Genomic DNA, 16,624 nt, shown 5'->3' on the forward strand with positions numbered 1-16,624 from the left:
TCATCTACACCTCCGGCTCCACCGGCCTGCCCAAGGGCGTCGTCGTCACCCACCGCGCCATCGTCAACCGCCTCGCCTGGATGCAGGACACCTACCGGCTCACCGCCGACGACCGGGTCCTGCAGAAGACGCCGTCCAGTTTCGACGTATCCGTGTGGGAGTTCTTCTGGCCGCTGCTCGAAGGCGCTGCGGTCGTCCTCGCCCGGCCGGACGGCCACCGCGACCCGGCGTACCTGGCAGCCCTCGTCCGGGAACACCGGGTCACCACCATGCACTTCGTGCCGTCCATGCTGGAGGCGTTCCTCCAGCACGACGCGGTCACCGGCGACCCCGCCTGGTCGGCGTCCCTGCGGCACGTCCTCAGCAGCGGCGAGGCCCTGCCGCCCGCCGCCGCCCGCCGCTGGCTCACCCTGACCGGCGTCCCGCCGCACAACCTCTACGGCCCGACCGAGGCCGCCGTCGACGTCACCCACCACCCCTACGGCCCCGCCGACGACACGGCAGCCTCCGTACCCCTCGGCCGCCCGGTCTGGAACACCGGTCTGCGCGTCCTCGACCCCTGCCTGCGCCCGGTCCCCGACGACGTGCCCGGCGAGCTGTACCTGACCGGAGTGCAGCTGGCCAGGGGCTACCACCGGCGCCCGGCGCTGACCGCCGAACGGTTCACCGCCGACCCGTACGGTCCGCCCGGCAGCCGCATGTACCGCACCGGCGACCTGGTGCGCCGCCGCGCCGACGGGGTGATCGAGTACCTGGGCCGCACCGACCGCCAGGTCAAACTGCGCGGCAACCGCGTCGAACCCGGCGAGATCGAGGCCGCGCTCACCGCCCTGCCCCAGGTCGCCCGGGCCGCCGTGACGGTACGGGACGGGGCCCTCGTCGCCTACGTCGTACCGTCCGGCGGCGCGACGGCCGTCCCCGGTCCGTCCGCCCCGCGTGAGGCCCTCGGCCCGGCCGTCCCCGGTCCGTCCGGCGCCCCGGCCGTCCCCGAGCCGCCCGCCCCGCGTGACACCCTCGACCCGTCCACCCTGCGCGCCGCCCTCGCCGGCTCCCTGCCCGCCCCCATGGTCCCCGGCGCCTGGGTGGTCCTCGACGCCCTGCCCCTCACCCCCAGCGGCAAGCTCGACCGGGCCGCCCTGCCCGCCCCGCAGGCGGTACGGACGGCGCCCCGCGCCCCGCGCACCCCCCGCGAACGGCTGCTCACGGAGATCTTCGCCGCCGTCCTGAAACTGCCCGACGCCGGGCCCGACGACGACTTCTTCCTGCTGGGCGGCGACAGCATCAGCTCCATCGCCGTCGCCGGCCGCGCCCACCGCGCGGGCCTCGCCCTCGGCCCCGGCGACGTCTTCACACACCGCACCCCGGCCGCCCTCGCCGAGGCCGCGACGGACGTCCAGGACACCGGCACCGGGGCAACCGCCCTCGCCTTCGAGCTGACCGACGAGGAACGCGCCCGCGTCGAGCGGATCGCCCCCGGCCGCATCGAGGACGTGTGGCCGCTCGCCCCGCTCCAGGAGGGGCTGTTCTTCCACTCCACGTACGACGACAGCGCCCTGGACGTCTACACCGTCCACGAGTCGTTCGACCTCGCCGAGCGCGTGGACGCCGGCCGGCTGCGTGCCGCGGTCCGCGCGCTGCTGGCCCGCAACGCCGGCCTGCGCGCCGGGTTCACCAGCGAGGGACTGCGCCGGCCGGTGCAGTTCATCGTCCGGGACGCCCCCGTACCGCTGACCGAGGTCGACCTCTCCGGGCTGCCGCGCGACGCGCAGGACCGGCGGATGGAGGGCCTGCTGGAGGAGTCACGGGCCCGCCGCTTCGACCTCGGCAGCCCCCTCCTCTTCCGGATGCTGCTGATCCGGCTCGGTGCGGAGCGCGGCGACCGGCTCGTCGTCGGACGCCACCTCATCCTCTGGGACGGCTGGTCCGCCTGGCTCTTCCTGGACCAGCTCTTCGCCCTCTACGAGAGCGGCGGCGACCCGGCGGGACTCGCCCGCCCCGGCTCCTACCGCGACTACCTGACCTGGCTGGAACGACAGGACGACACCGAGGCCACCCGCGCCTGGCGGGCCGCCCTCGACCGTTTCGACGAGCCCACGCTGCTGGCGCCCGCCGTCGCCGACCGCGGCCTGGCACCGGTCGTCCCGCGCCACCTCGACACCACCCTCGCCCCGGCCTCCGCCGAGCGGCTGCGCGGCTTCGCCCGCCGCCACGGCCTGACCGTCAACACGGTCCTCAACGCCGCCTGGGCCCTGGTCCTGGCCCGCGCCACCGGCCGCACCGACATCGCCTTCGGCACCACCGTCGCCGGACGTCCCAGCGAAGTCCCCGACGTCGAGAACGTCGTCGGCATGTTCCTCAACACCGTCCCCGCCCGCATCGCCCTCGACCCCCGCGAACCCGTCCTCGCCCTGCTGCGCCGCGTCCAGGGCGAACGGCTGGCGCTGATGCCGTACGAGTACCTCGGCCTCGGCGTCCTCCAGGCCGAGACCGGGCACCGGCGGCTGTTCGACACGCTGTTCGTGCTGCGCAACGCCGACACCGACGACCGGCTGGCGGAACTGCGTGCCCGGTACGGCGCCACCGCCGTCGCCAATGTGGACGCCACCCACTACCCGGCCAACCTCGTCGTCACCCCCGGCGACCAGGTCCGCGTCACCCTCGCCCACCGCCCCGACGTCCTGGACGACACGGACGCCCGGACCCTGCTGGACCGGTTCGTGCTGGCGGTGGACCGCCTGGTCGCCGACCCGGCGGTGCCCGTCGGCGCGCTGGACACCGTACTGCCCGCCGAGCGCTCCGCCGTCGCCCGCGCGGACGCCGGAAGCCGCCCGCCCGTACCGCACGAGACCGTGGCCGACCTGCTCGCCGCCCAGGCGGCCCGCACCCCGGACGCCACCGCCCTGGTCTGCGGCACCCGCACCGTCACGTACGCCGAGCTCGACGCCCGCTGCGACCGCCTGGCCCGCCTGTTGATCGCCCACGGGGCGGGCCCGGAACGGGTCGTCGCGCTGGGCCTGCCCCGCTCGATCGACACGGTGGTGGCGCTGTTCGCCGTCCTGCGCACCGGTGCCGCCTACCTCCCGCTGGAACTCGACCACCCCGCCGAGCGGCTCTCCCTGATGCTCGCCGACGCCCGCCCGCTGCTCCTGCTGACCACCCGGGCCGTCTCCCGCCGCCTCACCGCCGACACCCCGCGCCTCCTCCTGGACGACCCCGGCACGACGGCCGCCCTCGCGGCCCTGCCCGACGGCCCGCCGGACGTCACCTTCCGCCTGGACCACCCCGCGTACGTCATCTACACCTCCGGCTCCACCGGCCGCCCCAAGGGCGTGGTCACCCCGTACGCGGGCCTCACCAACATGCTGCTCAACCACCGCGAGGAGATCTTCGCCCCCACGATCGCCGCCGCCGGCGGACGACGGCTGCGCATCGCGCACACCGTGTCCTTCGCGTTCGACATGTCCTGGGAGGAACTCCTGTGGCTCGTCGAGGGCCACGAGGTGCACATCTGCGACGAGGAACTCCGGCGCGACGCCACCGCCCTGGTCGCCTACTGCGAGGAACACCGCGTCGACGTCGTCAACGTGACCCCCACCTACGCCCACCTGCTCATCGAGGAGGGCCTGCTGGAGGGGCACCGTCCGCCGCTGGTGCTGCTCGGCGGCGAGGCGGTCACCGAGACGGTGTGGAACACCCTGCGGGACACCGACGGCACCTACGGCTACAACCTGTACGGGCCCACCGAGTACACCATCAACACCCTCGGCGGCGGCACCCGCGACAGCGCCACCCCGACCGTCGGCCGCCCGATCCGCGCCACCCGCGCCCGCGTCCTCGACACCTGGCTGCGCCCCGTCCCCGACGGCGTGCCGGGCGAGCTGTACATCGCCGGCGCCGGCCTGGCCCGCGGCTACCTCGACCGGCCCGGCCTGACCGCCGGGCGGTTCGTCGCCGACCCGCACGGCGGCCCCGGCGAGCGCATGTACCGCACCGGCGACCTGGTCCGCCGCCGCCCCGACGGCAACCTGGACTTCCTCGGCCGCACCGACGACCAGGTCAAGATCCGCGGCCACCGCGTCGAACCCGGCGAGATCGAGACCGCCCTCACCCAGCACCCCGAGGTCTCCCAGGCCGCCGTCCTCGCCCGCGACGACACCACCGCCCCCGGCACCCGCCGCCTGGTCGGCTACGTCGTCCCCGCCGAACCGGACGCCGAGGCGCGGGAGTCGGCCGAGCGTGAGCAGATCGGCGAGTGGCGGGACATCTACAGCGCCGAGTACACCGAGATCGGCACGGCCGTGCACACCGAGGACTTCGCCGGCTGGGACAGCTCCTACGACGGCACCCCCATCCCCGTGGACCACATGCGCGAATGGCGCGAGGAGACGGTCCGCCGCGTCCGCGCCCTGCGCCCGCGCCGCGTCCTGGAGATCGGCGTCGGCTCCGGGCTGCTGCTGGCCCGGCTCGCCCCGCACACCGAGGCGTACTGGGCGACGGACTTCGCCGCCCCCGTCATCGGCAAGCTCGGCGCCGACCTCGCCGCCGACCCGGAACTGGCCCGCAAGGTCACCCTGCGCTGCCAGGCCGCCGACGTCACCGACGGCCTCCCGGCCGGCTTCTTCGACACGGTCGTCATCAACTCCGTCGTCCAGTACTTCCCGAGCCTGGACCACCTGCACCGCGTCCTGCGGGGCGCGCTGGACCTGCTCGCCCCCGGCGGCGCCGTCTTCCTCGGCGACGTACGCGACCTGCGCCAGGCCCGCGTCTTCCAGACCGGCATCCAGAGCGCCCGCGCCGGAACCGGCGCCGACCCCGACACCCTGCGCCGGGCCGTGGAGCGCGGACTCGCCCTGGAGAAGGAACTCCTCGTCGACCCGGACTGGTTCAGCACCCTCGGCACCGGCGTCGAGTTGCGCGTCAAGGCCGGCCGCCACCACAACGAGCTGACCCGCTACCGCTACGACGTCGTCCTCCACGAGGGCACCGCCGAGACGACCCGGCTGGACACCGTCCCCGCCGTCGACTGGGCAGGGCCCGACGACCTCGCCGCCCGCCTCGACGGCACCGGGCCGCTGCGCGTGCGCCGCGTCCCGGACGCCCGCACCGCGGACGACCTCGCCGTCCAGCGGGCCATGGACGGTGACGTGACACCGGTGCCCGCCGCGACCGTGGACCCGGAGGACCTGCGCGCCCTGGGCAAGCGGCACGGCCACCATGTCCTGACCACCTGGTCGGACCGCCCCGGCCTGCTCGACGCCGTCTTCGTCCCCGGTGAACGCCCCCGCCGCACGACCGGCCTCCACCGCCCCCGCCCCGACCGAGGCTCCGCCCCGTACGCCAACACCCCCACCGCCACCCGGGGTCACGGCGCGCTCGTCCGGCGGCTCCGCGACGACCTCGGGCGGCGGCTGCCCGCCCACATGGTCCCGGCCGCCTTCGTCGTCCTGCCCCGGCTGCCGATGAACGCCAACGGCAAGCTCGACGCCCGAGCCCTGCCCGACCTGGAGCCCGCCGTCGCCCTGACGGAGGGACGCGGCCCGCGCACCCCCGCCGAGGAGGTGCTGTGCCGGCTGTTCGCCGAGGTGCTCGCGCTGCCCCGGACCGGCGCCGAGGACAACTTCTTCGACCTGGGCGGCCACTCCCTGCTCGCCACCCGGCTGATCAGCCGCGCCCGCACCGAACTGGGCGCGGAACTGGCGATCCGGGACCTCTTCGAGGCACCGACCCCCGAGGTGCTGGCCCGGCGCGCGGACACCGGGCCCCGCTCAACCCGCCCCCCGCTGCGGCCCGTGGCCGCACGCCCCGCACGCGTCCCGCTGTCGGCGGCCCAGCGGCGGCTGTGGCTGGTGGAACGGCTCACCGGCACCGGCGCCGCCTACCACTTCCCGCTGGTGTTCCGGCTGCGCGGCGCCCTGGACGTGGACGCGCTGCGTGACGCGCTGCATGACGTGACCGCCCGGCACGAGGCCCTGCGCACCCGCTTCGCCGAGGAGGACGGCGAGCCCTACCAGTACGTCGTCCCGGCGGCGGAGGCCGAACCGGAGTTCCTCGTCACCGACGTGGACGAGGACGGGACGGCCGCGCGGATCACGGCGGCCCAGCGCCGCCCCTTCGACCTGTCCGCCGGGCTGCCGGTGCGGGCCGAGGTGCTGCGGCTGGCCGACGACGACCACGTGGTGGCGCTGGTGCTGCACCACATCACCACCGACGAGTGGTCCGACCGGCCCTTCCTCACCGACCTCACCACCGCCTACGCCGCCCGCCGCGAGGGCCGGGCGCCCAGGTGGACGCCGTTGCCGGTCCAGTACGCCGACTACACCCTCTGGCAGGACACCCTCCTCGACCGGATCGGCCCCGGACAGCTCGCCCACTGGACCGACGCCCTGCGCGACCTGCCCGAGGAACTCGCCCTCCCGCTCGACCGCCCCCGGCCCGACGCACCCACCGGACGCGGCGGCAAGGTCCGCCTGGACCTGCCCCCCGCCACCGCCCGCGCCCTGCGCGACCTGTCCGCCGCCACCGGCACCAGCATGTTCATGCTGTTCCAGGCCGCCACCGCCACCCTCCTGCACCGGCACGGCGCCGGTGACGACATCCCCCTCGGCGCGCCCATCGCCGGCCGCACCGACGACGCCCTGAACGACCTCGTCGGGTTCTTCGTCAACACCCTCGTCCTGCGCACGGACCTCACCGGGCCCGACCTGACGTTCCGTCAACTCCTCGGCAGGGTGCGGGAGTCGTCCCTGGCCGCGTTCGAGCACCAGGACCTCCCCTTCGACCACGTCGTCGAGGCCGTCAACCCGCCCCGGGTGGCGGGCCGCAACCCGCTCTTCCAGGTCATGCTCGGCTACCACCACCGGCCCGACGGCGACCCGGACGTCCTGGGCCTGCCGACCGAGTGGTACGACATGGACACCGGCGCGGCCAAGTTCGACCTCCACTTCACCTTCGTGGACCACTCCGTGGACGAGACGGGCCGCGACCGCTTGGCGCTGCTCCTGGAGTACGCCCTCGACCGCTGCGACGAGGCGACGGCCGGCCGACTGGCCGGGCGCCTGGTCCGCCTCCTGGAGCAGATCGCGGCCGGACCGGACACCGCCGTACGGGACCTGGACCCGCTCACCGACGACGAGCGGGACCTCGTCCTCACCCGCTGGAACGACACCGCGCACGACACCCCGCCCACGACCCTGCCGGAACTCTTCCGCGCCCAGGCGGCCCGCACCCCCGACGCCACCGCCCTGGTCTCGGGCACCGAGCGCCTGACGTACGCGGAACTGGACGCCCGCGTCGAGCGGGCGGCCCGGGTGCTCGCCGGCCGGGGCGTGGGACCCGAGCGCACGGTGGCGGTGGCCCTGCCGCGCTCCGTGGACCTGGTCGTCACCCTGCTGGCCGTGCACCGCGCGGGCGGCGCCTACCTGCCGCTGGACCCCGACCAGCCGGCCGGGCGGACCGCGCTCGTCCTGGCGGAGGCCCGGCCCGTGTGCGTCGTGGACGCCGCGCTGCCCGACGGCGGCCCGGCCGGTGACCTGCCCACCGCCTACGATCCCGCCACCCCCGCGTACGTGATCTACACCTCCGGCTCCACCGGCCGCCCCAAGGGCGTGGTCGTCCCGCACCGGGGCATCGCCAACCGGCTGCTGTGGATGCAGGACACCTACGGCCTGACCGGCGAGGACCGGGTGCTCCAGAAGACCCCCGCCGGGTTCGACGTGTCGGCGTGGGAGTTCTTCTGGCCGCTGATCACCGGGGCCGCCCTGGTGCTCGCCGAGCCCGGCGGCCACCGGGACCCGGCCTACCTCGCCGCGCTGATCCGCGACCAGGGCGTCACCACCGCGCACTTCGTGCCGTCCATGCTCCAGGTGTTCCTGGAGGAGCCCGCCGCCGCCCGCTGCACCGGCCTGCGCCGGGTGCTGTGCAGCGGCGAGGCCCTCCCGGCCGCGGTGGCCGACCGCTTCCACCGGCTGCTGCCCGCCGCACTGCACAACCTGTACGGCCCCACCGAGGCGTCCGTCGACGTCACCGCCACCGAGGTGGAGCCGGGCACCGCGCACGTGACCGTCGGACGCCCGGTGTGGAACACCCGGACCCACGTCCTGGACGCCGCGCTGCGCCCCGTCCCCCCGGGCGTCCCGGGCGAGCTGTACCTGTCCGGAGTCCAGCTGGCCCGCGGCTACCTCGACCGCCCCGCCCTCACCGCCGAACGCTTCGTCGCCGACCCGTACGGCGCCCCCGGCACCCGCATGTACCGCACCGGCGACCTGGCACGCTGGACGGCCGACGGACGCCTCGACTTCCTCGGCCGCACCGACCACCAGGTCAAGATCCGGGGTGTGCGCGTGGAACCCGGCGAGACCGAGGCCGTCCTCGCCCGGCACACCACCGTCGGCCGCGCCGTGGTCGTCCCGCACGACCAGCGGCTCGTGGCCTACGTCGTTCCCGCCGCCGGACACACCGTCGACCCGGCGGAACTGCACCGCCACACGGCCGCCGCACTGCCCGCGCCGATGGTCCCCGCGGCCTTCGTGCCCCTGGACGCGCTGCCGCTGACCCCGAACGGCAAGCTCGACCGGCGCGCCCTGCCCGCCGTAGACCTCGCGGCGGGCGCCGGCGCCGGCGGCCGGGGCCGCGACCCCCGCGAGGAGATCCTCCGCGCCCTGTTCGCGGAGGTGCTCGGCGCCCCGGAGGTCGGTGTGGACGACGACTTCTTCGCCCTCGGCGGCCACTCCCTCCTGGCGATGCGGCTGGCCGCCGCCGTCCGGGAGGCGTTCGGCACCGAGACGGCGCCGCGCACGGTGTTCGACGCGCCGACACCGTCCCGGCTGGCCGCCCGGCTGGACGCGGCCCGCGCCGCCACCCGGCCCGCCCTGACGGCGGGGCCGCGTCCGGCGCGGCTGCCGCTGTCGTCCGCGCAGCGCCGCCTGTGGGTCCTCTACCAGGTCGAGGGCCCCAGCCCCACGTACAACATCCCCACTGCCTGGCGACTCACCGGCACCCTGGACGTCGACGCGCTGCGGGCCGCGGTACGGGACCTCGGCGCGCGCCACGAGACGCTGCGCACGGTCTTCCCCGACGAGGAGGGCCGCCCCCACCAGCGGGTCCTGGAACCGGACGAGGCGCACGTCCCGTTCGAGACCGAGGAGACCAGCGCCGAGCTGCTGCCCGGGCGGCTCGCCGAGGCCGGCGCGTACGGCTTCGCCCTCGACCGCGAACCGCCCCTGCGCGTCCACCTGTTCCGCACCGGCGAGCGCGAGTGGACCCTGCTGCACGTGCTGCACCACATCGCCGGTGACGAGTGGTCGCAGGCGCCGCTCAGCCGTGACCTGGCCCTCGCCTACGCGGCCCGCACCGCCGGGCGGTCCCCCGAGTGGACCCCGCTGCCGGTCCAGTACGCCGACTACACCCGCTGGCAGAACACGTTGCTCGACCAGGTCGGCTCCGCACAACTCACCTACTGGAAACATGCCTTGAGCGGCCTCCCCGAGGAACTGCCGCTCCCCGTCGACCGGCCGCGTCCGCTGGAGGCGACCTACCGGGGAGGCGCGGCCGACCTCTCCCTCGACGCCGGTACGGCCGCCGGCCTGCGCCGGCTGGCCCGCGACCACGGCGTCACCGTGTTCATGGTGCTCCAAGCCGCCGTCGCCACCCTGCTCACCCGGCTCGGCGCCGGCCACGACATCCCGGTCGGCAGCCCCGTCTCCGGCCGTACCGACGCGGCCCTGGACGACCTCGTCGGGTTCTTCCTCAACACGCTGGTCCTGCGCACCGACACCTCCGGCGACCCCGCCTTCCGTGAGCTGCTCGCCCGGGTGCGGGAGACCGACCTGGCCGCCTTCGACCACCAGGACGTGCCGTTCGAACGGATCGTGGAGGCGGTCAACCCGGCCCGGTCCCTCGCCCGGCACCCCCTGTTCCAGGTGATGGTGGTGTACCTGCCCGCCGGGGACGACACCCCGGGCCTGCCCGGACTGCGGGCCGCCCGGGACGACGTGGCGACGCCGACCGCCAAGTTCGACCTCTCCTTCGACTTCGTGGATCGCGCCGACGGGACCGGCGTGGACGGGGTGCTGGAGTACAGCGCCGACCTGTTCGACCGGACGACCGCCGAGTCCTTCGCGGCGCGTCTGCGGCGCGTCCTGCGGGCCGTTACCGCCGACCCGGATCTGCGGCTCGGCGCGATCGACATCCTCGCCCCGGACGAACGGCGCCGCCTCACCGCCGGCTGGCACGCCAGGCCGCTCCTCGCCGCCCCCACCACCGTGCCCGCGCTCTTCGAGGAGCGGGTACGCGCCTGCCCGGACCGGCCCGCCGCGGCCTCCGACGGCATCGAGCTGACCTTCGCCGAACTCAACGCGGAGGCCAACCGCCTGGCGCGGGTCCTGGTCGCGCACGGCGCCGGACCCGAGCGCCTGGTCGCCCTCGCCCTGCCGCGCACCGCCCGCTTCCTGGCCGCCCTCCTCGCCGTGCACAAGGCCGGCGCCGCCTGTCTGCCGCTGGACCCGGACGCCCCGGCCGACCGCACCACCGGCATCCTCGCCGACGCCCGCCCGGTACTGACCCTGACGACGACCACCGCCGCCGCGCCCGGTGAACTCCCCGGCACCCTGCGGCTGGACGACCCGGCGACGGCCGCCCGGATCGCCGCCCACGACCCGGCCGACCTCACGGACGCCGACCGCACCGCCCCGCTGACGCCCCGCCACCCGGCGTACGTCGTCCACACCTCCGGCTCCACCGGCCGTCCCAAGGGCGTCGTCGTCACCCACGAGTCCCTCGGCCACCTCTTCCACAGCCACCGCGAGACCCTCTACGCCCCGGCCGTCGAGGCCGCCGGGCGGCGCCATCTGCGGGCGGGGCACGCCTGGTCGTTCTCCTTCGACGCGTCCTGGCAGCCCCAGCTCTGGCTGCTGGACGGGCACTGCGTGCACATCGTCTCCGACGAGGTGCGGCGCGATCCCGAACTCCTCGCCGCCGCCGTCGTACGCCACCGCTTCGACTTCCTGGAGGTCACCCCGTCCCTGCTGGCCCAGATGGCCGACAGCGGCCTGCCGCTGGACGCCGACGGCCCGCTCGCCGCGGTCGGCGTGGGCGGCGAGGCCGTACCGCTCGCCCTCTGGCGGCGCCTGGCCGGCCCGCGCGGCCCCGAGGCGTACAACCTGTACGGGCCCACCGAGTCCACCGTCGACGCCCTGGTGGCCCGGGTGCGGGACAGCGAACGCCCGCTGGTGGGACGGCCGGTGGCCGGCACCCGCGCCCATGTACTGGACGAGCGGCTGCGACCGGTGCCGCCGGGCGTGACCGGCGAGCTGTACCTGTCCGGTGGCGGCCTCGCCCGCGGCTACCTGAACGCCCCCGCGCTGACCGCCGAGCGGTTCGTCGCCGACCCGTTCGGCACCCCGGGCACCCGCATGTACCGCACCGGCGACCTGGCCCGCTGGACGGCCGGCGGACGGCTGGACTTTCTCGGCCGGGCCGACGACCAGCTCAAGATCCGCGGCTTCCGTATCGAGCCCGCCGAGATCGAGTCCGCCCTCACCCACCACCCGGCCGTCATGGAGGCACTCGTGACGGCACGCCAGGACGGTCCGCGCACCCTGCTGGTCGCCTACGTGGTGTCCACGGCCGCCCCGGCGGAACTGCGCGCCCACGTCGCGGCCCGGCTGCCGGACCACATGGTGCCGGCCGCCGTCGTGCCGCTGGAGCGCTTCCCGCGCCTGGCCAACGGCAAGCTGGACCGGACCGCGCTGCCCGCCCCCGACTTCACCGCCCTCTCCGGCGGACGGGCCCCCCGTACTCCCCGGGAGGAGGCCCTGTGCGCGGTCTACGCCGATGTCCTGGGGCTCGAACGGGTCGGCGCGGACGACGACTTCTTCGCCCTCGGCGGCGACAGCATCGTCGCCATGCGCCTGGTCGGCCTGGCCCGCTCCGCGGGCGTACGGATCACCCCGCGCCTCGTCTTCCGGCACCGCACCCCGGCCGCGCTGGCCGCCGTCGCCGAGCAGACCGCCCCGGCCGCCTCCCGCCCCGAGGACGACGGCACCGGCACCGTGCCGCTCACCCCGGTCATGCACTGGCTGCGCGAACTCGGCGGCCCGTTCGCCACGTACCACCAGTCGGCGCTGGTCCGCACCCCCGCCGACCTGGACCTGCCCGGCCTGACCGCCGTCCTCCAGGCGCTCGCCGACCGGCACGACATGCTGCGCGCCACACTGGTGCGGCCCCACCCCCGCGACGACTGGGCGCTGCACGTCCCGCCCGCGGGCTCCGTCGACGCCGCCCGGTGGATCGAACAGGTCGACGCCCGCGGCCTCGACGCCACCGCGCTGGCCGGTGCCGTACGGGAGCACGCGCACACCGCCCGGGCCGGGCTGGACCCGGACGCGGGGGACATGGTGCGGGCCGTGTGGTTCGACGCGGGCGGCGACGCACCGGGACGGCTGCTGCTGGCGGCCCATCACCTGGTGGTGGACGGCGTGTCCTGGCGGGTGCTGCTGCCGGACCTGGCGGCGGCCTGGCAGGACGTCCGCGCGGGGCGCCCCGCCCGCCTCGACCCCGTGGAGACGTCCTTCGCCCGCTGGTCCCGGCTCCTCACCGACCTGGCCCGCGACCCCGCCCGCGAGGCGGAACTGCCGGTGTGGACCTCCATCCTGGACGGCGGCACGGAACCCTTCCCGCTCACCCGGGCACCCGACCCCGACCGCGACACCACCGCCACCCGCCGCGAGGTCGTCCTGCGGCTGCCCGCCGAGCGCACCGGCCCCCTGCTGTCCACCGTCCCCGCGGCCTTCGGCGCCGGTGTCAACGACGTACTGCTGGCCGCCCTCGCCCTCGCCTTCGCCGACTGGCGCCACCGGCGCGGCGGCCACGACCGGACCGTCCTGGTCGACCTGGAAGGCCACGGCCGGGAGGCGGAACTCGCCGGGGACGGCGTCGACCTCTCCCGGACCGTGGGCTGGTTCACCAGCGTCTTCCCCGTCCGCCTGGACGCCGGGCCGGGCGACCTCGCCGACGCCTTCACGGGCGGCCCCGCCGCGGCCGACACCGTACGGCGGATCCGCGCGCACCTCGCGTCGCTGCCCGCGAACGGCGTCGGCTACGGGCTGCTGCGCCACCTGGACCCGCGCGCACGCGAGATCCTCGCGGCCCGCGAACCGGCCCGCGTCGAGTTCAACTACCTCGGCCGGTTCGGGCTGCCGGAGGCCACCGACTGGTCGTACGCGCCCGAGGAGGACGCGGCCGACATCGGCCCCGAGCCCGCGATGCGGCAGGGCCACGCACTGGAGATCAACGTGGTGACCGAGGACCGCCCGGACGGCCCCGTGCTCTCCGCCCACTGGGCGTACCTGGAAGGGCTGCTGCCGCGCGAGGCGGTCCAGGACCTGGCCCGGACCTGGTTCCGGGCCCTGGACGGCCTGCTCGCGTGGGCGGACGACAACCCGCGCACACCCGAGAACCGAGGAGGCAAAACCCGATGACCGAACGAGGAGGCGGAACCCGATGACCAACCCGTTCGAGGACCCCGACGGCGTCTACCTGGTGCTCGTCAACGACGAGAACCAGCACAGCCTGTGGCCCGACTTCGCCGACGTCCCCGCCGGCTGGCGCGCCGTCCACGGCCCCGCCTCCCGGCAGTCCTGCCTGGAGTACGTCGAGACCCACTGGACGGACCTGCGGCCCCGCAGCCTGGCCGAGGCGATGGACGGCTGACCGGACCCGCCACGAGGGGGACACGTCCCCCTCGTGGCGCGCGGCTCAGGGTCACGCGGCAGGCTGTTCCACCTCGGTCGCCGGCTTGCCGTCCACGGCCGCCGCGAGCTGCGGTACCAGCCGCTCCACCACGTACGGCAGGCTCAGCACGGAGACGAACGAGGTCGCGTGGCCGTAGTCGCTCGACTCGGCCACGAAGACCTCCCGGGCCTCCTTCACCACGCCCAGGTCCTGGTAGGAGGCGTCCGCGTGCAGCTTGGCGGCGTCCTTGGTGACGTCACCGGCGAACCACACGATGGCGTCCTGGTCGAGCAGGTCGGTGCGCTCCTTGCTGATGTTCGCGCCGAACTGGTCGCCGATCGCCTTGTCCAGCCCCTGGGGCAGCGAGAACCCGAGGTCGGTGAGGAGCCGCGAGCGCGCGTCCTGGGTGCCGAAGACGAACATGCCCTCGTAGGGGGTGGCCATCAAGGCGGTGGCGCCCTTGAACTCGGGGTGTTCGGCCGCCGCCGCCTCGATGGTGTCCTCGGTCTTCCTGACCACGTCGGCGGCCTGGTCAGGCTTGCCGAGCGCCCGGCCGACCCGCTCGGTCAGCTCCTGCCAGGGAACGCCGTAGTCGTTGTACTCCTTCGGCTGGGCGACCACCGGCGCGAACGCCGACAGCGACTCGTACTGCTCCTTGGTGAGCCCGCCGTACACCGCCAGGATCAGGTCGGGCTTGAGCGCCGCGATCCGCTCCACCTGGGGGCCGGTGCCGGTGTCCTTCAGGACGGTCGGGAGCTCGGCCCCGCCGAGCTTCTCCTCGGCCCACGGGCCGATGGCTCCCGGGTAGCCGCCCAGCCACTCGGTGGTGCCGACCGGCACCTTGCCGAGCGCCAGGACCGCGTCCTGGTCGGTGAGGCCGACCGTGACGATCCGCTTCGGCTCGGACTCGATCGTCGTGGAACCGTACTTGTGGTCGATGGTGACCGGGAAGGCGGACTCCCCGGAGGCGCTCGCCTCGGTGCCGGAACCCGAGGAGCCGGAGTCCGAGTCGTCCCCGCCGCAGGCCGTGGCGGCGGTGAGGAGCAGGAGGGCGGAGGCGAGCGCGGCGGCGAGCCGTGGTGCTCTGCGGGAGCGGAACATCGGTGGTCCTTCGCTTCGGGGTCTGGTGGAGCGGAGTGACGCGGGGTGGAGGCTGGGCCGGGCTTCGCGCGGGGCGGACCGTGCGGCCCGTCCCGGCAGTTCCGCTTCCCTCACGTGTCCTCTCGGAGCGGCGGTCACAGCACCCGGACGCCGGACCCACAGACTTAGGCAAGGCTAACCACAACTGCCGTGTCCGGCTAGCCCTTTGGAACGGCGGCGGGCGCGGTGGCGGGGGGCGCGAAGGCGCGGGGCGGGGGCGCGGGGCCGGGGGCGCGGAAGGCGGCGATGTCAGTGCCGGATGCGAGGCTGGACGTCATGGATGAGGCGGATTTCATGCGCGGCCGGGTCTACGGAGCCGAGCACGGGGACCCCGGGCCCCGGACCGGCCGTGCGTACGCGCAACTGGTGGGTGGCCCGCTGGACGGCCTGCTCCTGGACGTCACCGGCACGTTCGGGACCGGCGTACCGGAGAGCGTCGCGCTGCCTACGGAGATAGGCCGCTACGGCCCCGGGGGACGGGCCGTGTACGCGCCCCGGCCGACGGACGCCCGGCGGTTCGACTGGCAGGGGGACATCCGGTGACCGTCCCCCCGGCGCCGCGTGCCCCGTTCCGGGTGCCTGGTCCGCACCGGGTGCCTGGCCTGCAACAGACGTCGCACCTGCACCGGACACCCGGCCCGCGCCGATGCCCGGGCTGCACTGGAGATTCCGTTCGCGCCGGACGCCCGGCCCGCAGTGGAGACCTGGGCTGCACCGGACACCCGGCCCGCGCCGGGCATCCGGCATGCGCCGACACTCGGCCCGCGCCGCCGGACATCCGGCCCGCATCGGATCCGGCCCGTGCCGGACGCGACCGGGGGCGGCGGTGCTCAGCCGCTGAGCCGGGCCGCTTGCCGCCGCAGGGCGGCCGCCAGGGCCTGGGCCGGTGCCGTGACGGCAGCCGGCATCCGTACCAGGTCGACCCGCCGTACCTCCTCGGCGACGCCCGCCACGTCCACCAGGCGCACCCCGGAGGGCAGGACCGGAAGAAGCGCCGGGGTCGCCGTGGTGACACCGGCCCCGGCGGCGACGAGATGGAGCCTGGTCAGCCAGTCCCGGGCGGTGTGGCGGACCGCCGGGCGTCCGGGCAGTCCGGGCCAGACGCCCAGCAGGGGTTCGTCCGCGCTGCCCGGTCCGGCGATCCACGGCTCCCGAGCGATCTCCTCGGCGGTGACGTGGCCGCGTGCGCCGAGCGGCCCGTCCGCCGGCACCGCCACGGCCAGCCGCGTCCGAAGCAGCGGCTCGGACCGCAGCGGCGGATCGTCCGTGTCGGGGGAGCGGTGCGGTGGCCGGGAGGACAGCACGGCGAGATCCAGGGTGCCCGCGCGCAACGCCCGCACCAGCGACGGGGTCGTGCCCTCACGGGTCGTCACCCGGACCCGGGGGTGGTCCCGGCGCAGCGCGGCCAGCGCCCCGGCCACCACCACCGGCCCGGCGGGAGGGAAGAAACCGAGGCGGACGACGCCGCCGTCGGCCGCCGCGCCGTGCAACTCCTCGTCGGCGGCGGCCACCGCGTCCAGCGCGACGACGGCGTGCCGCAGCAGCGCACGCCCGGGGCCGGTCAGCCGCACACCACCGGGGTGGCGGTCGAAGAGCCGGACACCGGCCGCCTGTTCCAGCCCCGCCACCTGCCGGGAGACGGCCGACTGCGTGTACCCCAGCGCCTCCGCCGCCGCCGTGAACGTGCCCCGCTCCGCCACCTCGCGCAGCACCCGCAGCCCGACCAGTGTCATCTCCATGGGATCACCATGAGCGG

Annotated in this window: 5 protein-coding genes; 3 read left to right on the forward strand and 2 right to left on the reverse strand. The window is 75.6% G+C overall.

Annotated features, from left to right (window positions below; all coding sequences use genetic code 11):
* Positions 1–13,475 (forward strand): non-ribosomal peptide synthetase (locus tag J7I94_RS04620; RefSeq protein ID WP_215165299.1); only part of this gene is annotated, 13,475 nt, incomplete at its 5' end.
* Positions 13,476–13,497: 22 nt separating this feature from the next.
* Positions 13,498–13,707, forward strand: coding sequence for an MbtH family protein (locus tag J7I94_RS04625; protein WP_215165300.1), 210 nt, complete (start codon positions 13,498–13,500; stop codon positions 13,705–13,707).
* Between the two features lie 51 nt (positions 13,708–13,758).
* Here J7I94_RS04625 and J7I94_RS04630 read toward each other — a convergent pair whose 3' ends face one another.
* The gene (locus J7I94_RS04630) at positions 13,759–14,829 is read right to left on the reverse strand and encodes an iron-siderophore ABC transporter substrate-binding protein (protein WP_215165301.1); all 1,071 of its coding nucleotides are present in this window, start codon (positions 14,827–14,829) and stop codon (positions 13,759–13,761) included.
* Between the two features lie 315 nt (positions 14,830–15,144).
* On the opposite strand from J7I94_RS04630, the gene J7I94_RS04635 reads away from it, so the two are divergent.
* A complete protein-coding gene (locus tag J7I94_RS04635) occupies positions 15,145–15,411 on the forward strand; it encodes a hypothetical protein (RefSeq protein ID WP_215165302.1) in 267 nt (88 codons plus the stop codon).
* Between the two features lie 287 nt (positions 15,412–15,698).
* On the opposite strand, the gene J7I94_RS04640 is transcribed toward J7I94_RS04635, so the two are convergent.
* The gene (locus J7I94_RS04640) at positions 15,699–16,601 is read right to left on the reverse strand and encodes a LysR family transcriptional regulator (protein ID WP_374198359.1); all 903 of its coding nucleotides are present in this window, start codon (positions 16,599–16,601) and stop codon (positions 15,699–15,701) included.
* Positions 16,602–16,624 lie beyond the last annotated feature (23 nt).

Origin of the sequence: Streptomyces sp. ISL-12, from assembly GCF_018614415.1 — a bacterium.
Lineage (GTDB): Bacteria > Actinomycetota > Actinomycetes > Streptomycetales > Streptomycetaceae > Streptomyces.